The organism is Paenibacillus sp. BC26 (genome assembly GCF_900116125.1).
In the GTDB taxonomy this organism is placed as follows: domain Bacteria; phylum Bacillota; class Bacilli; order Paenibacillales; family Paenibacillaceae; genus Paenibacillus_Z; species Paenibacillus_Z lignilyticus.
In genome coordinates this window covers 20,650-42,492 of sequence record NZ_FPAD01000007.1, presented here as the reverse complement: position 1 = coordinate 42,492, position 21,843 = coordinate 20,650, and the positions used below count along the sequence as shown (strand labels likewise).

22 protein-coding genes are annotated in these 21,843 nt (G+C 53.5%); 17 read left to right on the top strand and 5 right to left on the bottom strand.

Annotation, left to right across the window (positions count from 1 at the left end; genetic code table 11):
* Positions 1-25 precede the first annotated feature (25 nt).
* From BM412_RS29735 to BM412_RS29720, 4 genes are read left to right on the top strand one after another with little or no spacing between them, the layout of a single operon-like run.
* Complete coding sequence (locus BM412_RS29735) at positions 26-874, top strand: class I fructose-bisphosphate aldolase (RefSeq protein WP_091225341.1); 849 nt, start codon at positions 26-28, stop codon at positions 872-874.
* A 1-nt stretch (position 875) separates the two neighbouring features.
* Entirely contained in the window at positions 876-2,036 is a 1,161-nt protein-coding gene (locus tag BM412_RS29730) for a Gfo/Idh/MocA family protein (protein WP_091225340.1), read from the top strand.
* Positions 2,037-2,038: 2 nt separating this feature from the next.
* Positions 2,039-3,307 (top strand): carbohydrate kinase family protein, encoded by a 1,269-nt coding sequence (locus BM412_RS29725; RefSeq protein WP_256256663.1) that lies wholly within the window; start codon positions 2,039-2,041, stop codon positions 3,305-3,307.
* 8 nt (positions 3,308-3,315) lie between these two features.
* Positions 3,316-3,870 carry a D-lyxose/D-mannose family sugar isomerase gene (locus BM412_RS29720; RefSeq protein ID WP_091225339.1) on the top strand — a complete coding sequence of 185 codons (555 nt, stop codon included), beginning with the start codon at positions 3,316-3,318 and terminating at the stop codon, positions 3,868-3,870.
* Between the two features lie 59 nt (positions 3,871-3,929).
* Here the strand turns inward: BM412_RS29720 and BM412_RS29715 are convergent, their stop codons facing one another.
* Positions 3,930-4,646 carry a FadR/GntR family transcriptional regulator gene (locus tag BM412_RS29715; RefSeq protein WP_091225338.1) on the bottom strand — a complete coding sequence of 239 codons (717 nt, stop codon included), beginning with the start codon at positions 4,644-4,646 and terminating at the stop codon, positions 3,930-3,932.
* A gap of 147 nt (positions 4,647-4,793) precedes the next feature.
* Here BM412_RS29715 and glcD point away from each other — a divergent pair, with 147 nt between their 5' ends.
* Entirely contained in the window at positions 4,794-6,209 is a 1,416-nt protein-coding gene (gene glcD, locus BM412_RS29710; protein WP_091225337.1) for a glycolate oxidase subunit GlcD, read from the top strand.
* Positions 6,202-7,689 (top strand): (Fe-S)-binding protein, encoded by a 1,488-nt coding sequence (locus BM412_RS29705; RefSeq protein ID WP_256256662.1) that lies wholly within the window; start codon positions 6,202-6,204, stop codon positions 7,687-7,689. Before glcD ends, BM412_RS29705 begins: the two co-directional genes overlap by 8 nt.
* A 55-nt stretch (positions 7,690-7,744) precedes the next feature.
* Here the strand turns inward: BM412_RS29705 and BM412_RS29700 are convergent, their stop codons facing one another.
* Positions 7,745-8,107, bottom strand: coding sequence for a hypothetical protein (locus BM412_RS29700; RefSeq protein ID WP_091225336.1), 363 nt, complete (start codon positions 8,105-8,107; stop codon positions 7,745-7,747).
* Between the two features lie 159 nt (positions 8,108-8,266).
* Positions 8,267-9,877 carry an alpha-amylase family protein gene (locus tag BM412_RS29695; protein WP_143111727.1) on the bottom strand — a complete coding sequence of 537 codons (1,611 nt, stop codon included), beginning with the start codon at positions 9,875-9,877 and terminating at the stop codon, positions 8,267-8,269.
* Between the two features lie 109 nt (positions 9,878-9,986).
* Between BM412_RS29695 and BM412_RS29690 the strand changes: the two genes are divergently transcribed.
* The 8 genes from BM412_RS29690 to BM412_RS29655 all read left to right on the top strand — a co-directional run bounded on the left by BM412_RS29690 (position 9,987) and on the right by BM412_RS29655 (position 16,188).
* Positions 9,987-10,349: a hypothetical protein gene (locus BM412_RS29690; protein ID WP_091225335.1), complete on the top strand. Its 363-nt coding sequence runs from the start codon at positions 9,987-9,989 to the stop codon at positions 10,347-10,349.
* A gap of 81 nt (positions 10,350-10,430) precedes the next feature.
* On the top strand, positions 10,431-10,649 hold the full coding sequence (locus BM412_RS29685; RefSeq protein WP_091225334.1) for a hypothetical protein: 219 nt from the start codon (positions 10,431-10,433) through the stop codon (positions 10,647-10,649).
* 21 nt (positions 10,650-10,670) lie between these two features.
* On the top strand, positions 10,671-11,375 hold the full coding sequence (locus BM412_RS29680; protein WP_091225333.1) for a M24 family metallopeptidase: 705 nt from the start codon (positions 10,671-10,673) through the stop codon (positions 11,373-11,375).
* Positions 11,376-11,882: 507 nt separating this feature from the next.
* Positions 11,883-12,602: a hypothetical protein gene (locus BM412_RS29675; RefSeq protein WP_091225332.1), complete on the top strand. Its 720-nt coding sequence runs from the start codon at positions 11,883-11,885 to the stop codon at positions 12,600-12,602.
* 29 nt (positions 12,603-12,631) lie between these two features.
* The gene (locus BM412_RS29670; RefSeq protein ID WP_091225331.1) at positions 12,632-13,063 is read left to right on the top strand and encodes a GntR family transcriptional regulator; all 432 of its coding nucleotides are present in this window, start codon (positions 12,632-12,634) and stop codon (positions 13,061-13,063) included.
* Positions 13,056-13,958 carry an ABC transporter ATP-binding protein gene (locus tag BM412_RS29665; RefSeq protein ID WP_091225330.1) on the top strand — a complete coding sequence of 301 codons (903 nt, stop codon included), beginning with the start codon at positions 13,056-13,058 and terminating at the stop codon, positions 13,956-13,958. The genes BM412_RS29670 and BM412_RS29665 overlap by 8 nt, the downstream gene beginning before the upstream one ends.
* Positions 13,959-13,961: 3 nt before the next feature.
* On the top strand, positions 13,962-14,864 hold the full coding sequence (locus BM412_RS29660) for an ABC transporter ATP-binding protein (protein ID WP_091225329.1): 903 nt from the start codon (positions 13,962-13,964) through the stop codon (positions 14,862-14,864).
* A complete protein-coding gene (locus BM412_RS29655; protein ID WP_091225328.1) occupies positions 14,857-16,188 on the top strand; it encodes an ABC transporter permease in 1,332 nt (443 codons plus the stop codon). Before BM412_RS29660 ends, BM412_RS29655 begins: the two co-directional genes overlap by 8 nt.
* A gap of 426 nt (positions 16,189-16,614) precedes the next feature.
* On the opposite strand, the gene BM412_RS29650 is transcribed toward BM412_RS29655, so the two are convergent.
* Both BM412_RS29650 and BM412_RS29645 read right to left on the bottom strand, forming a co-directional pair.
* A complete protein-coding gene (locus BM412_RS29650) occupies positions 16,615-18,984 on the bottom strand; it encodes an MMPL family transporter (protein ID WP_091225327.1) in 2,370 nt (789 codons plus the stop codon).
* Between the two features lie 50 nt (positions 18,985-19,034).
* Positions 19,035-19,649, bottom strand: a complete 615-nt coding sequence (locus BM412_RS29645; protein WP_091225326.1) for a TetR/AcrR family transcriptional regulator — start codon at positions 19,647-19,649, stop codon at positions 19,035-19,037.
* 101 nt (positions 19,650-19,750) lie between these two features.
* On the opposite strand from BM412_RS29645, the gene BM412_RS29640 reads away from it, so the two are divergent.
* The 3 genes from BM412_RS29640 (at position 19,751) to BM412_RS29630 (ending at position 21,599) form a co-directional block, all read left to right on the top strand.
* Complete coding sequence (locus BM412_RS29640) at positions 19,751-20,026, top strand: hypothetical protein (protein ID WP_091225325.1); 276 nt, start codon at positions 19,751-19,753, stop codon at positions 20,024-20,026.
* Positions 20,027-20,202: 176 nt separating this feature from the next.
* A complete protein-coding gene (locus BM412_RS29635) occupies positions 20,203-21,147 on the top strand; it encodes an EamA family transporter (protein WP_091225324.1) in 945 nt (314 codons plus the stop codon).
* The gene (locus BM412_RS29630; protein ID WP_091225323.1) at positions 21,138-21,599 is read left to right on the top strand and encodes a carboxymuconolactone decarboxylase family protein; all 462 of its coding nucleotides are present in this window, start codon (positions 21,138-21,140) and stop codon (positions 21,597-21,599) included. The genes BM412_RS29635 and BM412_RS29630 overlap by 10 nt, the downstream gene beginning before the upstream one ends.
* Positions 21,600-21,843: the final 244 nt, after the last annotated feature.

The window sequence follows — 21,843 nt, the reverse complement described above, 5'->3', positions numbered from 1 at the left end:
AACAGAACAGAGGGGAATGGTAGATATGGCATCGGCAGCACCACGTCTCAATCGGATGTTTAGCGAGCAAGGAAAGTGTTTTGATGTAGCGGTAGATCACGGCTTTTTCAATGAATTTTCGTTCCTATCGGGCATAGAGAATATGAAGCAGGCGATTGAAACGATCGTGCAGGCGAACCCGGACTGTATTCAGCTTAGTATTGGCCAGGCGAAGTGGCTGCAGGCGGTTCCCGGCAAGAAGAAGCCCGGTCTTGTCCTGCGTACGGATGCGGCGAATATCTATGGAACCGAGCTGCCGCGTTTCTTGTTTAGCGAGCTGATTGATCGCGCGATTGAGAAGGCGGTTGCGCTAGATGCCGTCGCGGTATGCGTGAACCTGCTGCTGCTGCCGGGTCAGCCGGAGCTGCATCATCAATGTGTGCGGAATATCTCGCTGCTCAAGAGCGAATGCGAGAAATACGGCATGCCGCTGATGGTAGAGCCGCTGGTCATGCTGCCGAATGAGGCGAAAGGCGGTTACATGGTCGACGGTGACATTAACAAAATCATGCCGCTCGTCCGCCAAGGCGTGGAGCTTGGCGCGGACGTCATCAAAGCCGATCCTTGTGACGATGTAACGGAATATCACCGCGTGATTGAAGTAGCTTCCGGTATTCCGGTATTGGTTCGCGGAGGCGGCCGGGCAAGCGACGAAGAGATCGTAAACCGTACGGTAGAGCTGATGAACCAAGGCGCATCGGGTATCGTATACGGCCGCAATGTCATTCAGCATCCGAATCCGGCAGGTATGACGAATGCGCTGATGTCGATCGTGCATCATGGCGCTGCGGCATCCGAGGCACTGGCTATTCTAGGCGGAGAGGGTGCGAAGTAGGATGAGCAGACATATCGTTCGTTTCGGCGTCATCGGCTGCGGCTTGATGGGCAAGGAGTTCGCCAGCGCGGCGGCAAGATGGCTGCACCTGGAGGGCGTTGATTTTGAACCCCGCATTGTGGCGGTATGTGATGCGAATCCGGCTGCGGCGGAGTGGTTTCAGCGCCAAGTGCCAAGCGTGGAGCGCGTGTACGCGGACTACAAGATGCTGTTATCCGACCCTGAAGTGGATGCTGTTTATTGCGCGGTTCCTCATAATTTACATGCACAAATTTACGTGGACATTATTGCCGCGGGCAAGCATTTGCTCGGGGAGAAACCCTTCGGCATCGACAAAGAAGCGAATTCACGCATCAATGCCGCGCTGGTGGCCCATCCCGAGGTGATTGTGCGCTGTTCATCGGAGTTCCCCTTCTATCCGGGAGCACATCAAATCATTCAATGGGTAAACGAAGGCAAATTCGGGCGAATCATCGAGGTGGAGGCAGGCTTCTGGCATTCCAGCGATCTCGATCCGACGAAACCGATCAATTGGAAACGCCGCGTTGCTACGAATGGAGAGTATGGTTGCATGGGAGATCTGGGGATGCATGTGCTGCATCTTCCGATGCGATTCGGTTGGCAGCCGAACAGTGTGCGCGCTTTACTGAGCAAAATTGTTTCGGAGCGGCCCGATGGCAAAGGCGATATGGTTCCTTGCGAAACATGGGATAATGCAATCTTAGCCTGCGAAGTGAAGACAGCCGATCAAGCGTTTCCGATGGTGCTTTCGACGAAACGAATAGCGCCCGGACACGCGAATACCTGGTTTATTCGCATTCAAGGAACAGAGATGTCCGCGGAATTCAGCACGAAGAATCCGAAGCAAGTATCGTCGCTCCCTTATACGCCGGGTAAGCAGCAGGCCTGGCATACGGTGGATGTGCCGTACAAGTCGGCTTATGGAACGATTACGGGAGGAATCTTCGAGTTTGGGTTTTCCGATTCGATATTGCAAATGTGGGCGGCGTTCTGCGATGAGCTTGTCAGCGGCAAGGATGGGATGAGGCAGCCGTTTTACTGTGCAACCCCGGAAGAGGCGCGTGGCAGCCACCTCTTATTTACGGCGGCGCTTGAATCGCAGGAAACCGGAGAAACCGTTACGATCGACTGGAGGGATTAACCTTGAGCGCAGCACGCGCAAACTTAGATGTCGAAGTCGTGGTGGCAGGCCATATCTGCTTAGATGTAATCCCCGCCATGCAAGCGAAGAAGGACGGGATGGGTGCGATACTCGTCCCCGGGAAGCTGGTGGATATTGGCGCAGCCGTGATATCTACCGGCGGGGCGGTGTCGAACACGGGACTTGCGCTGCACCGGCTCGGTGTAGGGACCAAGCTGATGGGCAAAATCGGCGATGATTTGTTCGGCGGGGCCATTCTGGACGTGCTGCGCGGGTATGGTCAGGAGCTTGCAAGTGGCATGATCGTCGCCGACGGAGAGCACACGTCCTATTCGCTTGTGATCAGTCCTCCGAATATCGACCGGATTTTCCTCCACTGTACGGGGGCGAACGATACGTATTCGGCCGATGATTTGCCTGTTGAAGCGTTGCGAGGTGCGCGTTTGTTTCACTTTGGCTACCCGCCTCTCATGCGCAAGATGTACGAGGATGGCGGAACGGAGCTGGCGGAGCTATTGTCGCGCGTGAAGCAAGCGGGACTGACGGTATCGCTGGATTTGGCGAAACCTGATCCGGAGTCGCCTGCGGGATTGGCGGACTGGCGCAGCGTATTCGTGAAAGCGCTGCCGCATGTGGACGTGTTCCTGCCGAGCTTCGAGGAGATTCTGTATATGCTGCGGCGCGAAGAGTATGACCGGCTGCTGTCTGTCCATGATACGAATGATTTGCTGCCTTTTGCCGATGGAACGCTTCTAAGAGAGCTGTCGCAAGAGCTGCTTGACCTTGGCGTCAGCGTAGTGGTGCTGAAGCTGGGTGAGCACGGTCTGTACTTGCGGACAACGGATAATCGAACGAAGCTGGCGGCGATGGGGACTGGCGGTCCTGCGGATGTAGAAGCGTGGCTGAACCGTGAGCTGCTTGTATCCTGCTTCGAGGTCGAGGTAGCGGGGACAACCGGTGCGGGGGACTGCACGATTGCCGGATTTATTGCCGGGTTGCTTAAAGGGCTGAGCCCGGAAGCGGTCTTGAATGGCGCGGTTGCGGTTGGTGCCAGCAACGTGGAGCATGCGGATGCGACGAGCGGCGTTCCGGCATGGGAAGCCGTGCAGCAGCGGATGGCGGCGGGCTGGGGAAGGAAAGCGGTGACGCTGGCGTTGCCCGGTTGGAGCCGTGTAGTTGCCTCCTCGTCGGCAACCGGTCGAGCTGAGGAAGGCATTTGGTATGGACCGCTGGAAGCGGCGACTACAACAACGCGAATGGCTGAATCCTAAGGAGGCGGATGAGTGTGAAGAGAAGCGAAGTGCGGGCCGCGCAGCAGCGGACGGCGGAGTTATTTGGTCAAGTCGGGATTGTGTTGACGGCGGCGGAACGCGACAACATAGAAGTCGCCACGTTCGGACTGGAGAATTTGGAATCGCAAGGGCTCGAACTCATCACCTATATTAATAATGATCGCTATTGCGCGAAGGAGCTGGTCTTGTTCGCCGGCCAAACCTGCCCCGAACATCTGCATCCGCCTGTCGGGTCAGATCCGGGCAAGCTGGAAACCTTCCGCTGCCGATTCGGTAAAGTATGGCTCTATGTCGAAGGAGAGCCAGCTGCCGCGATCCAAGCGAAGGTGCCGGCTGGAAGTGAGCCGTATTATACGGTGTTCCATGAGATTGAGCTGAACCCGGGCGAGCAATATACGATCTCCCCAGGCACGAAGCATTGGTTCCAAGCGGGCAGCGAAGGCGCGATTGTGTCGGAGTTCTCCAGCACGAGCCGCGATGAATTTGATATTTTCACCGATCCGAACGTACTGCGTATTCCTGTTATTGAAGAAGATCAATAGACGTGCAGAGTGGAAGCCGGTATCTCCGCGATGGGATACCGGCTTTGTTGTAGCCGCTGCTACCCGGTTTGGTCGCGCAGCACCTGCTCGACCTTGGTCAGATGAATCTCCATGCGGGAGGAGGCGAGTGCTTCATCCTGCTGTTCGATCGCTTCAACGAGGGCGATATGCTCTTCGAGCAGCCTGCGCGCGGACTGGCGTTCGGCATAGAACCAGAGGGAACGCGTGTCGCGCATACTCTCATGGAGCCGCAGCGAAAGTGACTTCATGAGCTCGATGAGCATCGGATTATGGGTCGCGGCTACGATTTGTTCATGCAGGCGGACGTCTGCTTGCTCGCCGAATGCTTCGTCTGCGAGCTGCTGCTCCATTTGCCTGAGCGTCTCATTAAGGGCGGCAAGGTCATCAGCGCTGCGATGCTTAGCGGCGAGTGAGGCGCACCCGGTTTCGAGCACTTTGCGCACTTCCAGCAGTTGAAGCAAGGAGTCTGCGCGAGCGAGCCAGTCTTCCTTGAGGTTGGCGTTGGCGGCTTCAAGTGCCTCCGGTTCAGGCGCTCTGACAAAGGTGCCGCCGCCTTGGCGAATGTCGAGGAGGCCTTTTGCTTTGAGTGCGCTTAGCGCTTCGCGGATCGTTGAGCGGCCGACTCCGTATTCGGCGGCGAGGTCAACAACGGACGGAAGCTTGTCGCCGGGCAGTAAGGCACCGGAGGTAATGCGGCTGTAGAGCTCGCGTGAAACCCATTCATTGCTCTTAAGCGGGCGTTCAATTCTATGCATAGGGAGAACCCTCCTGAGTGGCTGATGTTCATGATGACGGATGACGGCTATTTATCGATGTCACATTTCTCCATCTTATGATATACTTTTTTCAAAGCAAAGTCATCAGACGACCTGATCTATTTATCGCTGAGGGGGAACTCTTTCATGCTTCATGACACGGTCACAATCAAGCTGCGCGCCATCGTTGGCGAGCAGTGGTTCAAAGATGATCCGGAATCGTTAATTACTCATTCCTATGATGGGACGCCGATGCTGCAATCGCTGCCGGATGGCGTGATTTATCCCGAGAATACGGCACAGGTGTCGGCTATATTGAAGCTGCTGCAGGAACATCGCATCCCGGTTGTCAGCCGCGGCTCCGGCACGAATCTATGCGGTGGAACCGTGCCGGTTCAAGGCGGAATCGTCATGGTGATGCACCGGATGAATCGCATTCTGGAGGTCGATCTGGAAAATCTCACAGCTACCGTGCAGCCCGGCTTAAATACGAAGCAGTTTATTACGCATGTGGAGCAGCTTGGCCTGTTCTACCCGCCGGACCCGAGCAGCATGGCGATTTCGACGATCGGCGGCAATATTGCCGAGTGCTCGGGCGGGCTTCGCGGCCTGAAATACGGCACGACGAAGGATTACGTCATCGGCCTTGAAGCTGTGCTGGCAAACGGCGAAATTCTGCGCACCGGCGGCAAGCTGATGAAGGACGTTGCCGGTTACGATCTGACGAAGCTGCTGGTCGGCTCGGAAGGAACGCTTGCCGTGATTACGGAAGCAACGCTGAAGCTGATCCCGCCGCCGAAGACGAAGAAGACGATGCTGGCGATGTATAAGGATTTGTATGGCGCGGCTCGAACTGTTTCGAAGATTATTGAGAACCGCATTATTCCGGCGACGCTGGAGTTTCTGGATAATCCGACGATTCGCGTCGTGGATGATTTCGCGAAGCTGGGGCTTCCGCTGGATATGGATGCCATCCTGCTCATCGAGCAGGATGGCGATCCGGAGATGGTGGAGCGGGACATCGCGCGGATCGCGGATATTTGCCGCAGCGAAAATGCGGAGCGCGTCTCCATAGCGGAGAACGAGGCGGAGGCGCTGAAGCTGCTGACTGCGCGGCGCAGCGCGTTCACGGCGCTGGCGAGACTGCGGCCGACGACGATTCTGGAGGATGCGACGGTGCCGCGCTCGAAGATCGCCGAGATGGTGCTCGCGATCAACGAGATTGCGGAGCGGCATAACGTGACGATCTGCACGTTCGGCCATGCCGGGGACGGCAATCTGCATCCGACAGCTACGACGGACGCGCGCGATCAGGATGAAATTCATCGCGTGGAGCTGGCTTTCGAGGAAATTTTCGAGGCCGCAATCGCGCTTGGCGGCACGATTACGGGCGAGCATGGCGTTGGCCTTGTGAAAGCGCCGTATTTGGAGTGGAAGGTAGGCGCGGCCGGCATGGAGATGATGCGGGCGATCAAGACGGCTTTCGACCCGAACAATATCTTGAATCCGGGCAAAATGTTCGCCAAATCAACGCGCAAAAGGGTGGTGCTCGGCCATGGCTAACTCCCTTGTCTCCCTGCTTGAATCCAAGGAAGGCGGCAAGTGCAGCGAGCTCGCGACAACGCTGAAGAGCACGCTCGATTATGATCAGCTCACCAATTGCATGCGCTGCGGCTTCTGTTTGCCGGCATGCCCAACTTTCCGCGAAACGGGCATTGAAGCGGAATCGCCGCGTGGACGGATTGCGCTGATGAAGGCAGTGGCGGACGGCATTATGGATCCGGATTATGCATTCGAGACGCAGATGAATCACTGTTTGGGCTGCCGTGCTTGCGAGCCGGCATGTCCTGCGGATGTGAAATACGGACAGCTGCTGGAGCAGGCGCGCGATTCCATCGAGCAGCATACGACTAGCCACCGCTGGTGGGTGAAGCTGGCACGCAAAACCGCCTTCGAGGGAATGTTCCCCCATCAGAAACGGATGCGGCTGCTCGGCGGTGCGCTGCAGATCTATCAGCAGTCCGGCTTGCGCAAGCTCGTTCGCGGCGTCGGTCTCATGAAACTGTTCCCGGCCCATATGGGGCAGATGGAGAGCATCTTGCCGGATGCCTCGTATCGCGGCGTGGTCGAACAAATCGGCTCCCGCCATCCGGCGAAAGGGGAGCGAGTGGGCACTGTCGGCTTGTTCCGCGGCTGCATTATGGATGTCTTGTTCACGGAAACGAATAAGCATACGGTCGAACTGCTGAATGAAGCGGGCTTCGACGTCGTTATACCCGAGACGCAAAATTGCTGCGGTGCTCTGCATGCGCACAGCGGCGAGCAAGCAGGAGCGAAGGAGCTGGCCAAGCGCAACATCAAGGCGTTCCAATCCGCAGGCGTCGATTGGATTGCTTCCAATGCCGGCGGCTGCGGCGCGCTGCTGGTGGAATACGATCACCTGCTGCACGATGATCCGCAGTGGGCGGAAGGCGCGGCATGGTTTGCTAAGCGTACGCTAGATGTGAGCAAGCTGCTCGTGGAGCACGGCCGCTTACAGGCCGCGGCAACGCAGGCTGTCGCGGCGAGCAAGGCTGCCGTCGCGCCCAGCTGCGGCAGCGGCGGCGCGAAGCCGGTCCCGGGCAGCGAGGCGGCGGCCGACGGGTGTGGCGGCTCCTGCGGAGGAGGCGGCGTAAGCTTCGCCTCCGCGGATAAGGTCCGCATCACGTACCAGGATTCCTGCCATCTGCGTAACGCGATGCGCTCCTCCGAAGCGCCGCGCAAGCTGATGCGCAGCGTGGCGAACGCGGAATTCATCGAGCTCCACGAAGCGGACCGCTGCTGCGGCTCGGCAGGAATCTATAACTTGACCCAGCCGGACATGGCCGGTCAAATTCTCGCTCATAAAATGGAGCATGTGCAACGAACGGATGCCCATTACTTGCTCACGAGCAATCCCGGCTGCCTGCTGCAGATGAAGCTCGGTATCGAGAAGCATGGCATGAGCGGCAAGATGGAAGCCGTCCATCTGGTTGATTTTCTGCATGAGCGGATATGTAAGTGAAATAGTCCGATATAGAAACAGTCCGGGAGGCTTGACCTCCCGGACTGTTTTCACCTCACTGACATCTGCCGATTAGGAAGTAATCCTCGACGTGAACATGGTCCCAAGTGACTCCAACGGTAAAAGCAACGCTGCTGCCTCCGATTCCGCTTGTCTCAATACGAACGCCGAAGACATTGACACCTGCATATACATTGTCCAGCGTATAGCTGGAGTTAGGCTCTCCGATCGGATTTAGCGATACCAGCTTCATGACATATGGGATTTTCTCACCGGATCCGGTGCCGGAGGGCACGATTTGATAGACTTCAATCGCCGCAGCGGCAGGCTGTCTGTCGGTGCTGAACACACATATCTCAAGGCTTGTGATTTGTGGAAATTGGCCGTTCCAGATTGGACCGGAATCATAGATGGGCATAACTCGTCCTCCTCGTTCTCTGCTATATGAGAGTCTATTAATTACTATATGAATGGAGGACAGGTTCGGTAATAGATGGCTAACCAGCTTACATATAAATCCATATAAAAAAGAGGAGCGCATGCGCCCCTCTGAGTTATCTGATACCGCTAAGTTTCGTTATACCCACCAACCGTTATCCTTCTCATCCAGCAGCTCCGCGGAAACCTCGTTCCATTGGAACGAAGTTTCTTCACCGGCGAGCTTCCAGCGGCTCGGGCATGTCGTGCGCAGCCAATCCAGCGGCTCGCCAACCGGCAGCGGCTCAGCCGCCAGCTCGAAAGCGGCGCGCAGCGCGAGTTCTTGTTCCTTCGTGACGATGGCCGGATCGGCCGAGACGAATAGCGGCGTGCCGCTGCCGGCAAGCAGGCGCAGCCATTCCCGGTTGTACGCCCAAGGCACGTCCTTCGTTAAGCCGAGGCAATCCGCGTCGTGGCTGTAGAAGGTGCCATGCTGCGCCATGCGAAACGCCATCGTGTTCACGCCCATGTAACGAGTTCTTTCCCACCAGCGTCCGCTGGTATCATCGCCGGTTCGCTGAATTTCGAACAGTCCCGCGGAGAGATGGCTGAAGGTGTTGCAGCCAATAACGTCCGCCTGCCCGGATGCTTCGGCAATTGTCCGGTACAGCGCGAGCGTAATCTCGGCGGTAGTCTTGGAACGGTCATGGAAAGCATTAGGCAGCGCATGCGGCTTGGATTTCATCGTGAAGCCCCATTGCCCGAGCATATCGTACGTCGTGAAATCATGCTTCAGCATATCAAATCCGTAGCCTACCATTCGTTCTACCGATTCGCGTATATGGGCCAGTACGTCCGGCATACTAGGGTCGAGCACGCTGCTTCCTGTTGATGCTTCCTTATAGCGAATCCATTGTGCAGGCACGTTCTCGGTCGTCAGGAGGGGGCGGAACCAGAGTCCGGGCTTCACGCCGGTCTCTTTCATTTCACCGGCGAGCCGTTCCATATCAGGGAACTTACTGTTGCCGATCCAAGGTCCGCCATTACAAGTGCCTCCGTGATCTTTGGCTGACTGCCAGCCATCGTCAATAACCATATACGGACGATTGAGCTTGTTCGAAGACAAGGAAGAAATGAAGCGCGAGTCCTCCAAAATCTCTCTATGCGAGCTTTCCCCGTAAGCGTAGTACCAGTTATTCCCGCCATATACAGGCTGCTTCGGCATTAGCGGATTGTCGCACATCATCGCGCAGAAACGTCTTGCAGCAGCGAAAGGCGTCTCGCTCGGCGTGCCCGGATCGTAAATGATATGGGCCACGGCAAGTGTGCGTGCACCCAAACATACGCCCCTGCTGCCGCTCGTGACATCGGCAGTGAACGTGATTCCATCCGAATCCAGCTGCCAGTAGCAGAGCGAGTTAGCGCCTGTTTTCACGCCATATCCGGCTGTGCGCAGCCCGTCGTGAGCGAGAAAATACCAAGGCATAACGCGCTCCGGCACAATACCCCGCCATTCCAAATCTCCATAGCCGCGCTCCCAGTGATCGCCGAGAATAAGCAGATTGCCTGCCGGTGCTTCGTTCCAGCGCAGTTTGATTGTGCGTACGGGCAGTACCGGCGCTTCCAGCTCAAGCGAGATTACATTCCCGTTGCGCTCTATCGTCAGTGCCAGTCCGGCCGCTTCCCAGCGATCCGCTCCGGAGCGTGATAGCGTGTGCCACTTCTCCTCTGTTCGGATAACGATTGCGCTTGGTTCGCCTGACAAAATCATAGCAGTCAAAATAATGCCTCCTTATATGAATCGTTTTATAGATCTATTCTAATATGGATAACCCCTCGCGGCATACACATAACTAACAACCGAGGCAGAGGTGGTAAGTATGGAAGCGTTCAAGTCTCTCCTGACGAAACTTCTGATCCTCCTCTTTACGCTGCTATTCATCTACCCTGCGATTCTGTTCGCCATGCTGGTACTGGGGTTTTCGGATTCATGGAAATCAGGAACCGTAATGCTCGTGTCGGCATTGCTGCTTCGTTTTATATTGAAACGCGAAGTCGCGAAGCTTCCTCCCATTCGCAGCGTAAAGGAAGACCGGCTGGGAAGCTTCTCCGGTTATTATAATGACGAGGAATCTCCGCCGCAGCTCAGCGATATTTATTATGACATTGCCGCGAAGTTGAAAGAGCAGGAGGAGATCGTTCGCATCGTAAATCAGTTGAACGAGAAGCCGGGTCAAAAATAAACCTGGTTTCCAATTGTTTACAAACAAGAGGGCGGTTTCTTATAATGGAGTAACCTGATTAGCGGTAGGGAGTGAAAGTGGTTGAAGCGTTACGTGTTCGCAATTGCTGCTGCGTGCATCATGATTTGTTTAGCCATCCTCGCATATTGGGATGTGTACAGGCCACGGGTTGGTCCGGTGGGCAACGGGCCCGACGATGCTGCCGTTCTAAGAGTGCTTATTCTTCGGTTAATTTATCCCGCGGGCTTACTGGTTGTTGGCATTATCGGCTTATTGAGGTACAAGAAGAAGAGATCGTAAAGAAAGCGGGTTAGCCATAGCATGGAGCACTTGTCCGATTACCGTCACGTTCAATCGATTGCGAGAGCAACGATGAATGACTTGCAGACTTATATCCGTGAAGGCATAACGGAGCGCGACATCGCGGGCAGAGCCGAGGACTTCATGCGGAGCAGAGGCATTGAAACCTTCTGGTATTATGGGATCGGCGCTTTCGTCCATGTCGGCAAGCGTACGCTTATCTCCGAGTCCGGGAGAAATTATGAGCCGTCCGAGTGTGCTGTTGGCCGCGATGATATTGTGACTGTCGACCTCAGCCCGGAATATCGCACCTATTGGGGCGATCATGCTCGAACTTATGTAGTCCGTGATGGCAGGGTGATGGAGGAACGGGAGTTGCGGGTTTGCGACAGCGATTTTGCCGGCGGGGTCCGAATGGGAATCGCACTGCACGAGGCGTTTATCGACTATGCGAAGCCGGACAAGACGTTTGAGCAAGTCTATCAATATAGCAATGAGATACTGCTTCGGCATGGCTACGAGAATCTGGATTTTGCCGGTAATGTGGGCCATACGATTGCGTTTCATAAGGATGATCGTAAATACTTCGAGCAAGGAAACACGATGACGCTCGGCGAAGCGAAGCTGTTTACCTTTGAACCGCATATCAGCCGGAAGCATGGCGAATATGGTTTTAAGCGGGAGGATATCTATTATTTTGAGAATGGCAAGCTTGCTTGCCTATGAGAAGAGGCGGCTGTTAAAGCCGCCTTTGCTATTATATGGGACTGGTAAGTTTGGACTATGTTGCAGAAAATGCAACATATTAATCTTCATAGTAGCTGTAGATGGGCAATTGCTGCAGAATATGCAACAATTCTAAGCACTTTGGCCTCTAGGTGGCCGAAGTAGCTTCAAATGTTGCCTTTCGCGCAACATTCCTCAAGATTAGAACACTGATCCTCGGTAATGTTGCAGAAACGGCAGCATTTGGTATGCACGAATGAATTCTGGGACGGAGCGGGAGTAGGAGAGTAGGGTCGGATCGGGTCGGGTCGGGGATTAGACTTAAATTCCGGGAGGCATCATTTACCTCGTTCTTTGCAATCTTGAGCGGGCCAAGCCATGCCATCGCCGAGGCGGCGCCGCAACTTTAAAATATCTTAAAGTTGGATGTCATTGACAGCTGCGCATTCGACTGATTATACTGTATATATGAATATACACAGTATATAGAGCAGGAGGCGAGCTGGGATGACGAGCTGGCAAGGCGCATGGAGATTGCTTCGTTTTGAAGGAAGCCGTTCTTGGTTGGGACTGCTGCTTACGATAATAATCGCTAGCTATATGGTCGTTATGATGATGCCTTTGTTTAACGATTTGCTTGAAGATGGAGGCGTGGGCACCGGGTGGGGAAGTGATTTCGTCTATTTGTCCATTCTGCCTACCATGGGGTTTCTGCTGAACCGAAGTGTGCTGCATTACTGGGGAAGGGATCCGTTTACGCGAAATAATGCTTACCTGCGCGCGATGCCGATCAGCTGGAATATGATTATTTTGGCAAGGCTGCTGCAGTTTGTCATTGTATTGACCATTGTTGAGCTGTATTTCTTTACTTTGCAATATGTCGCCTTAAATGAGCTTCGCGAGCTGATGTCGCCCGGAGAGTATGTCTTCTTCGCCTTCATCTGGTATGGCTATGCCATGACGGCGGGTTCAACTTATATCTTCTTTGAACAGACCTTCAGAGGGAAAATTTATTTTCTGATCTGCTGCGGTTACTTGCTGTTATATGCTGTAATCGGTCTTGTGCTGTGGCTGGCGGATACGCATCTGATGTACAGAACCATTGAGGTTTCCCGCGATCAGGCCGTCCTCTGGCCGATTCTGTCGGTGCTCATGGGAATCGCCGTATCCGCATGGATGGGCGTGCTGATTCGGAAGCGAAATACGAAACGCAATTTGCTGGAATAGCGTAATGAATGCGAGAGAAGGTGTGGACGGTGTGGATTCCCATTCAGCTGAATGAACATAGCGCGGAGCCGTTATACCATCAGATTGAGGTGCAGCTTCGTGCATTCATCGTCAGCGGTCAATTGCCGGAAGGTACGCTGCTTCCATCCATACGAGAGTTGGCGCAGCTGACCAAGTGCAGCGTTATAACGGTTCGGCGGGTGTATCAGGATCTAGAGAATGAAGGACTGCTTCGCACGCGGCAGGGAACGGGTACTTTTGTCGCGAAGGTAGATACGGATTCAAGGGATCGCCAGCGGCGAACCGCGGTTATGGAAGCGATGGAGCAGGCGGCGGAAGCGGGGCTTCGGGTACATTTCAGCGATGAAGAGTTGATTGACATGCTGCAAGACGTGCTGCGCCGAAAGCGAGAAGGAAGCACGGCATTACTTCAGGGCGGGGAGGCGGACAAGGATGAGTGATGCTGCTGTTAGGATTACCGGAATGACGCAGCGCAGGCCGAATTTCGAACTTGGTCCCATCGATCTGGTCATTCCGAGCGGATACGTGACGGCAATCGTGGGTCCCAACGGCTCGGGGAAGAGCTCGCTCTTCCGACTGCTGCTGGATCTGGCCAAGCCGAATACCGGGGGAATGGAGCTGCTGGGCGAGCCCGTCGGATCGAACAACGATACGAAGCTGAAGGCTCGAATCGGTTATATGCCGGAACAACCGGTCGATCTGGAGGATGGGCTGCGCGGGAATCAGAAAACGGATTTCGTTCGGCAATGGTACCCGAAGTGGGATGTTCATCTGTATCAGGAGCTGCTGCGGCGGTTCGAAGTAGACCCAGCGATTAAGCTCGGCAAGATGTCTAAGGGGATGCGCCGGAAATTCGATCTGTCGCTCATGATGGCGCATCATCCGGACCTGCTGCTGCTCGATGAACCTTCCTCAGGTCTGGATCCAATCGCTTGGAAAACGATGATCGACGTGCTGCATCGTTATATGGAGCAAGGGAATCGGACCATTGTCATGGCATCCCATATTGTCGATGAAGTCAGGCGGCTTGCCGACTATATCGTGTTTGTGGTGCAGGGCAAGGTGCTCGGGTTTTATGAGAAGGATACTTTGCTTAATTCATGGCAGGTGATGTACATTGATGCTGCCGGAGTCGGTATCAATTGGAAGCAGATGCCCGGTTATCGCCATGCGGCGAGCATCTCGGGGGGAACTACCTGCAAGGTGGTAACTGAGGATGCGCTGCAGGCAGAACGATGGCTGGCCGAACAGAAGCTGGCATTAATCAGCAAGCAGAAGCTGGAGCTCGATGAGATTTTGCTGCATCATATCGAACATGCGAGAGGAGTTTTGTAGAAGATGAATGCGTTGTCGATTGAACAGGTTTATAAGCAGTATGGAGATAAGACGGCTGTGAATGGCATTAGCCTCGAGGTTGCGCCGGGGGAGATTTACGGACTGCTTGGCGCCAACGGTGCAGGCAAAACAACGACGATGCGCATGGTGCTCGGCCTCATCTACCCGGATTCAGGCAGCATTCGATATGATGGCAAAGCTTACGGGAAAGAGCAGCTGAAGGGACTTGGCTACCTGCCGGAGGAGCGAGGCTTGTATCCGAAAGTGAAAGTAAGCGATCAGATCATCTATCTGGGCCAGCTGCGCGGGATGTCCAAGCGGGATGCCGACCAGAACCTGAAGCGCTGGCTGGATCGGTTCGGCGTGCCGGAGTACTACAACAAGAAGGTAGAGGAGCTGTCCAAAGGAAATCAGCAGAAGATCCAATTCATCGCTGCTGTCATCCATCAGCCCCGCATCGTCATTATGGATGAAGCGTTCAGCGGATTGGATCCGGTCAATGTGGAGCTGCTCAAGTCGACGGTGAAGGAGTTGCGCGATGCCGGTTCGTGTATCTTGTTCTCGACGCACCGGATGGAGCATGTCGAGGAGCTGTGCCGCAACATTACGATCCTGCATAAATCAAACACGGTTCTGCAAGGCAATTTGAAAGCGATCAAGAAGAAGTTTCCGCGGGAGCGCATCATTCTGTCAACGGACGGCGACGTTTCCGGCCTTGAAGCGGTTGGAGGCGTTATGCAGGTGAAGCGTCACGAGTATGGTTATGAGCTGCTGATCAATGATGAAGCGGCAGGTCGCCCGGTGTTGGAGCTGGCTATGGCGCAAACCGGCGTGCACCGTTTTGAAATCTTGGAACCCACGCTCAATGAGATCTTTATTAAGACGGTAGGTGAGAGCCATGAATAGCGGTTTCTGGACAGTTGTCGGTTTTACGGCCAAGAATAAGCTGAGAGGGAAAGCCTTTCTCGTCACGACACTTATCATTGCAGTCATCATCAGTATCGTCATCAATCTACCGTATTTGATCTCGCAATTCAGCGGCGAAGGGAAGCCGACTGCGGTAGGCTACTTGGACAGCTCGAGTGAGAAAGTCAAGTCGGAGCTGTTCACCTCCACGCGGATTGCCGATATGCTGAATACGTATTACGGGAAACAAGAGAAGCCTGAGCTAAAGCTGGTGCCCATTGCTGATGCGGGTTCGGCGGAAGCGAACGAGAAGGCATTGAAACAGGCGGTTGCCGATGATGCCATTAATGGTTATATCGAATTCTCGCCGGGCAAGGAAAGCGACTTTCCTGCCATTACGTATAAGTCCGAGAGCTTGATGGAATCGAAGGTATCGGATTCGCTGACCGCCGCGCTTCAAGTAGTTAAGATGGAAGCGGTCATTGGCGGAGGCGGGCTGAGCGATGAAGTGAAGGCGCTCCTGACGAAGCCGATTGAACTCGATACGGTGCAAATTTCCACGGTGGAAGGCGCCGGATCGATCGGTTCAGGGAAAACGAAGGAACAACAAGGGATAGACTTCTTGACGGTGTACGTGATCATTATCATGCTGTTCATGGCGATTATGATCAGCGGTCAGATGATCGCAAGCGAAATTACCGCGGAGAAGAGCTCTCGCGTCATGGAGATTCTCATCACGAGCGTCTCGCCGCTGAAAGCGATGTTCGGCAAAATCTTCGGGATGTTTCTCATCGTTCTGCTGCAGTTGGCGCTGTATATCGCAGTCATAGTGATCAATATGTCCCTGCCGCAAAATATCGATAAACTAGGAGATCTCGGTATTACGCTGAGCGATATCGATCCGGTTCTGGTTACCTATGCGCTGGTGTTCTTCCTTACCGGTTACTTCTTGTTTGCTACACTCTTCGCCGCAGTCGGCTCCATCGTCAGCCGTACGGAGGATCTGGGCCAGGCCGTGCTGCCGATTACGATGCTGTCGCTCGCCGGGTTCTATATCTGCATCTTCGGAGGCATGAACAGTCCGGGCTCGATGCTTATGAAGGTATGCGCGTTCATTCCGTTCGTCTCCCCTTATGCCATGGTCACCCGGCTCGGACTGTCCGATCCGCCGCTATGGCAAGTATGGCTTTCGATTGCGACGCTGCTGGCTTCCATTCTGGTAGCAGGCTGGTTGTCCGCGAAGATTTATCGCGCAGGCGTGTTGATGTATGGCAAGAAGCCGTCGATGAAAGAGCTGTTCAAAGCGATGCGTGCTTATAAGTAAGTTCGTTAAACTAACTAAAACTGCTGCTGCTGCTGAGAGAGGACCGCTGATATTTCAGTGGTCCTCTCTCAGTGTTTATTAGCTTCCGGCACTTCACATCACGAGGGCACTCTCCTTTATGTGCGGCACTTCCGCGATGAGCGAATGCATTGTCCCATTCCAGCTCTAACGGTTGTGACAGTGGTTAGATGGCTGAAATGGCCCCTGATTATTTTGTAACGGTTGCCAGCGAGCTTATTTGACCGTTTTCCGCTGGGAATCGACTCCTATGCCGCAAATAACGCCTGTCACAACCGTTAGAGCTTCAAATAGGCTTATCCTCATGAAATAGCCACGCTGGCAACCGTTAAAGTTTTCTCCACGATGTATAGACATAGGAAGGACCACTGCTTCTGCAGTGGTCCTTCCTATGTCTAACGGTCTAACTTAATGCGCACGGCTTGGTGCAGCTTTCTTCAAATCTTTCGTATCTTTTGGATTTGCCGCAGCTTTGAGCTCCGCGATCAGTTTGTCACCTTCGACATCCAGGTTCGGAACAATACGGTCCAGCCATTTCGGGAATGACCATGCTTTATCGCCGAAGACGGCCATAATCGCCGGAACAAGCGCCATACGAACGAAGAAGGCGTCGATCAGAATGCCGATCGTGAGGGCGAAACCGATCTGCTTCAGCATGATGTCTTCGGTCAGAATGAAACCGGCGAAGACGGACACCATGATGATGGCAGCCGCCACAACGACGCGGCTTGCCTGCTGGTAGCCTTCAACGACGCTTGAAGTCCCTTTATGGCCATGGACATAGGCTTCACGCATAGAGCTGACGAGGAAAACTTGATAATCCATCGCCAGGCCATACAGAATACCGGATACCATGATTGGCATAAAGCTGAGAAGCGGGCCGCCGGTGTCAAAGCCAAACCAAGCATGCAGCCAGCCCCATTGGAAGACAGCCGTTGTAATGCCGAAGGTAGCCACGATACTCAGCAGGAACCCGATTGTTGCTTTAACCGGCACGATAATCGATCGGAATACGAGCAGTAAAATGATAAGCGATAGGATCAGAATGATGCCGATATAGAGCGGGAACACCTCCGCTAATTTGGCCGACATATCGATGTTAATGGCCGTAAAGCCGGTCACGCCAAGGGTCACGTTGTTACTTTGCGCGATGCCGGAGTCTTTAGCGCGAAGGTCTTGAACGAGCTTGCTCGTTGCTTCGTCCGTCGGGCCGGATTTAGGAATGACGCTAATGATGCCGATGTCTCCGGTCTGGTTGATTCCCATCGGAGTTACGATGGAGACATCTTCATGCTTCTGAATGGCTTGAACAAGCTTGCCGAGCACTTCAGGCGTGATTTTATCGGTAGAGCTCGAAGGTTCGGCAACCAGCAGCAGCGGAGAATTATAGCCTTCGCCAAAGCCGGCAGAGATGGCGTCGTAGCTTTGTCTTGCTGCCGTATCCAGGTTAGCCGTATCTCCGGAAGGCATGCCTAATTTCATTTTGGCAGCCGGAATGGCAGCGACTCCGAGAATAACGATGACACCGATGATGACGAGCCAGCGGCGGTTCACAACGCCGTTCGCCCAGCGATGCGCCATTCCTTGACGGGCTGCCTTCACTTGTTCCTTATTGTTCTTCCGTGCTTTGTTCGAGCAGATGCGTTCGCCGACGAGACCAAGCAATGCCGGCAGCAATGTCAAGGCTACCAATACATTAATGAAGACGCTGGCTGCCGCCACAAGCGCCATGGCAGTTAGGAAATCAATATTCATGACAACCATGCCGCATAACGCGATAATAACGGTCAATCCTGCGAAGAACACGGCGCTGCCCGCAGTGCCAACCGCCCTGCTCGCAGCTTCGCGCGCACTTAAGCCTTGATCCAGGATCATGCGGCGCTGGCGATTCACGATGAATAAGGAATAGTCGATGCCAACGGCCAAACCAACCATCATGGCGAGTGCGGGCGTGATATCCGTCATCGGAATAAATTTGGAGAGGGAATAAGCGCCTCCAATACTAATACCTACGCCAAGGAGTGCCGTTACGAGCGGAAGCCCGGCTGCAACAACAGAGCCAAGCGTAATGAACAGAACGACCGCTGCAACCACAATCCCGATCCCTTCTGTGGCACCAATAGCCGGTTTGCCTACAAGCGTGTCGCTTGGCAAGGCTTTAATGCCTAAGTCAGCTTGCTCAACCGCAGTAACCGACTTCACGACCGTATCGATAACCTCTTGGGGCAGCGACATTTGCTGAACGGTAAACTGGAACTGGAACAAAGCTACGTTGCCGTCTCCGGAAATCATCACGCCGGGTACGGGATTTCCATCCACGATCAGCGGGCCATACTGAGGCTGTGCTGCTGAAGCGGTTTGGTTCGTATCACTTGCTTGCTGGCTGCCCGCAGCCGCTGCCCCTGCTTGGTTAGCATCGGCAGCCGTTGCGCCTGCTGCTGCGGCCGCTTCAATTGGATTAATGACATACTCAATTCCATATACGTCTTGAATTGCTTTGGTAACGGCTTGTATTCTCTCCGGCGTATCCAGACGTTCGCCCTTGGGAGCGGTGAAGACAACACTTGCTTGCCCGCCGGATGCTTGCGGCAATTCTTCGACCAACTGATCGAGTACCCGTTGCGCTTCCGTGCCTTTAATCTTCATCTCGGAGCTGGTATGGATGCCGTTAATGCCAATGAAGGCACCGACGACACCAAGAATGGCGATCCAAGCAATAATGAAATGCCAAGGCTTGTTGTAAGCTGTTTTACCTATTTTGTACAGGAACGTAGACATACAGTGCGGTTCTCCTTTTTATATAGGGATTGCGAATTCGGTACAGTCATTTAGAACCCTTTTTTTAAATAGCCAAACATTTCGTTCAGATACTGATCTAACAGGATCGACTCGGATGACTCATCCTTTGCTTGACCGGGGAAGAGGATGTTGCTGTTCCCGTACAGCATTGGCAATGCAGCGCCGTATACGGCGCCTACGAGAAGTTGGATGTAGCCAATCGGATAGCGGGCTTGGAATAAATCCAGCAGCAATTCCTGAGCATCGCCTTGATGACGGTGGAGGGAGCTAAGGATATAAGGCTCTAACGACGGATAAGTCTTGGAGAGCCTCACGAGCTCACGTGTCTTCTGGAATAAACCTGCCGTAAGCTCCATCCTGACCAGATGCTCCAAAACCTCAAGCGGGGTAGACGTATCGGCCAGATTCTCGAGCAACTCATTCACTTCATCGACGTTATTGAAGGCGGATGCCCCCATTACTACAGCTTCTTCTTTACAGGAAAAATGATTTGCGAATGTTCTCCTCGAATATCCCGCGCGCTGTACAACATCCTCGACAACAAAGCCGTCCATCCCGTGTTCCAGCGCGAGATCAAATGCGGCTTCGGCAAGTAGATTTGCGGTTGCCTCTCTTTTGACGTCACGCAAGCTTTGCTTGTTCATGTGTTTCGGCCGTAGGCCTTCACCTCACTTCGTATTCCTATCCTTTAGAACTTGATTGCCCAATGGGCAATGATTAATGAACATGGGATTATTATTGCACAATGGGCAATGATGCACAATGGGAAGCGTTTGACGGTTTTGTGGCGATGAAGAAAGCTGCTATACAGGCAACACAAAGAAAAGCGACAAGAACCATGATGTTCTTGTCGCTTATTCCATTTCTCAACCGGCTAACTCCGAGATTTGTGGTTGACAGAGTTAAAGCAAATGATTATATTATAGACAAGGTTAATCCACGATATATATTATCTACGATTAAACGAGTGATCAATGTGCCCAAAGGAAGTGATGATGAAGGTAGTTTGGGCTTGCTATAAGGTCAGAATCGAAATGCGCGAATTCAAGGGAGGTATCATCTATGGCCGTGGTCTTATACGTAAACGCACACCCGCTGGATAGGAGCGCATGTCATAGCTTGTCCGTCGGACACGAGATTATTCATTCCATTCGACAGGCGCATGAACCTGCTTGCAGCTTCTAAAGCCGGTTTATTATGAAATACGTGATTGTTATTTTAGCAGGGGCATGCAGCTTTGGTTTATTAGCTACTTTCGTCAAGAAAGCTTATGAAACCGGCTTTAGCGTTGGCGACGTTGTCGGCAGTCAGAATCTGTTCGGCGTGACCATGTTATGGCTGTTGGTTCTCATGACCAAGAGATCCGCGAAACAATCCAATGCTTCGCAGGCCTTTCGCATAACGTTTCGTCAGGTGCCCTTGCTTATGACTGTAGGCACGACAACAGGTTTGACCGGAATGTTATACTATACGGCCCTGCAATATATTCCGGCATCTTTTGCAATAGTATTGCTATTTCAATTTACTTGGATGGGCATATTACTGGAATCCGTGGTTGAACGCAAACGTCCCGGCAAAGATAAAGTGCTGTCGCTTATCGCTTTATTCGTCGGAATAATAATGGCAAGCGGCTTTCTGGGCGGGAGTCATAAGGGAATTTCCTTCATAGGCGTCGCGCTTGGCTTATTGTCCGCCGTTACTTATACGCTCTTCATTTGGTTTAGCGGGAGAACAGCCAAACAGGTTGACCCGATTGCACGAAGCGCGATCATGCTGTCCGGCTCGTTTATTCTGGCCATGCTGGTGTTTCCACCGCATTTTATCATAGATGGTTCTTTGTACGAAGGGCTGTTGCCTTGGGGGCTGCTGCTGGCACTCTTCGGTGTCGTCATTCCGCCGTTATTCTATGCGATTGGCGTGCCTCGTATAGGAGGCGGACTAGCCTCCATCTTGAGTGCAGCTGAGCTGCCGATGGCTGTCATGATGTCGTACATCGTACTGAAGGAGACGGTCAGCTGGCAGCAGTGGGTTGGCGTGTGCATTACGTTATGCGGCATCGCGCTGCCGGAGTTGATGAAACGCAGCTTAATAAAGAAAATTATTTTCTCATATAATAAAAGGAGTGTTTATCGATGGAAATGAGATTAAATTACATGAAGGTACAACCGGATTCGTTGCAGACGCTATTGAAATTGGAAGGGTATGTGAACAAGAGCGGCCTCGAAGCGAAGTTAATCGAGTTGATTAAGCTCCGCGCTTCCCAGCTCAATGGATGTGCTTACTGCCTGGACATGCATACCAAAGACGCACGCGCGATGGGCGAGACGGAACAACGCTTGTATTTGCTTAACGCATGGCGGGAAGCTCCGTTCTACACGGAAGCGGAACGGGCTGCGCTTGCATTAACGGAAGCCGTGACGAAGATTTCTGACGGCGGCGTTTCGCAGGAGTTATACGAGCAAGTCCGTGAATATTACGACGAAGCCGAATACGTCGATTTGATCATGGCGATTAATGCCATCAATTGCTGGAATCGCATGGCGATCTCTACGGCTATGGTACCCGGCGACTATCAGCCGGCCGTACGTAAATAATAAGCTTGTGCAGGCTAACCCTCGTGATACGGGGATTGGCCGGAAGCCTCCGTCCTCTCATGATGAGGATGGAGGCTTCTTTAGGTTCGAGTGTAGTAACGCCGAACCGCATTTGATATATTGATGTAAACGTTGTCATTGAGTGATGAAAAAGACATTGCCGTGAAGGTATGTACATCCTCAATTTTGTTAAAGTCTCCTAGTATAAGAGAGGGGTAGCAGGAAGCGAACGAATAGTAGAGAG

Coding starts and splice junctions, on each gene's coding strand:
- BM412_RS29735 (WP_091225341.1), top strand. CDS start 26: ATGGCATCGGCAGCACCACGTCTCAATCGGATGTTTAGCGAGCAAGGA.
- BM412_RS29730 (WP_091225340.1), top strand. CDS start 876: ATGAGCAGACATATCGTTCGTTTCGGCGTCATCGGCTGCGGCTTGATG.
- BM412_RS29720 (WP_091225339.1), top strand. CDS start 3,316: ATGAGTGTGAAGAGAAGCGAAGTGCGGGCCGCGCAGCAGCGGACGGCG.
- BM412_RS29715 (WP_091225338.1), bottom strand. CDS start 4,646: ATGCATAGAATTGAACGCCCGCTTAAGAGCAATGAATGGGTTTCACGC.
- glcD (WP_091225337.1), top strand. CDS start 4,794: ATGCTTCATGACACGGTCACAATCAAGCTGCGCGCCATCGTTGGCGAG.
- BM412_RS29705 (WP_256256662.1), top strand. CDS start 6,202: ATGGCTAACTCCCTTGTCTCCCTGCTTGAATCCAAGGAAGGCGGCAAG.
- BM412_RS29700 (WP_091225336.1), bottom strand. CDS start 8,107: ATGCCCATCTATGATTCCGGTCCAATCTGGAACGGCCAATTTCCACAA.
- BM412_RS29695 (WP_143111727.1), bottom strand. CDS start 9,877: ATGATTTTGTCAGGCGAACCAAGCGCAATCGTTATCCGAACAGAGGAG.
- BM412_RS29690 (WP_091225335.1), top strand. CDS start 9,987: ATGGAAGCGTTCAAGTCTCTCCTGACGAAACTTCTGATCCTCCTCTTT.
- BM412_RS29680 (WP_091225333.1), top strand. CDS start 10,671: ATGGAGCACTTGTCCGATTACCGTCACGTTCAATCGATTGCGAGAGCA.
- BM412_RS29675 (WP_091225332.1), top strand. CDS start 11,883: ATGACGAGCTGGCAAGGCGCATGGAGATTGCTTCGTTTTGAAGGAAGC.
- BM412_RS29665 (WP_091225330.1), top strand. CDS start 13,056: ATGAGTGATGCTGCTGTTAGGATTACCGGAATGACGCAGCGCAGGCCG.
- BM412_RS29660 (WP_091225329.1), top strand. CDS start 13,962: ATGAATGCGTTGTCGATTGAACAGGTTTATAAGCAGTATGGAGATAAG.
- BM412_RS29655 (WP_091225328.1), top strand. CDS start 14,857: ATGAATAGCGGTTTCTGGACAGTTGTCGGTTTTACGGCCAAGAATAAG.
- BM412_RS29650 (WP_091225327.1), bottom strand. CDS start 18,984: ATGTCTACGTTCCTGTACAAAATAGGTAAAACAGCTTACAACAAGCCT.
- BM412_RS29645 (WP_091225326.1), bottom strand. CDS start 19,649: ATGAACAAGCAAAGCTTGCGTGACGTCAAAAGAGAGGCAACCGCAAAT.
- BM412_RS29640 (WP_091225325.1), top strand. CDS start 19,751: ATGGGCAATGATGCACAATGGGAAGCGTTTGACGGTTTTGTGGCGATG.
- BM412_RS29635 (WP_091225324.1), top strand. CDS start 20,203: ATGAAATACGTGATTGTTATTTTAGCAGGGGCATGCAGCTTTGGTTTA.
- BM412_RS29630 (WP_091225323.1), top strand. CDS start 21,138: ATGGAAATGAGATTAAATTACATGAAGGTACAACCGGATTCGTTGCAG.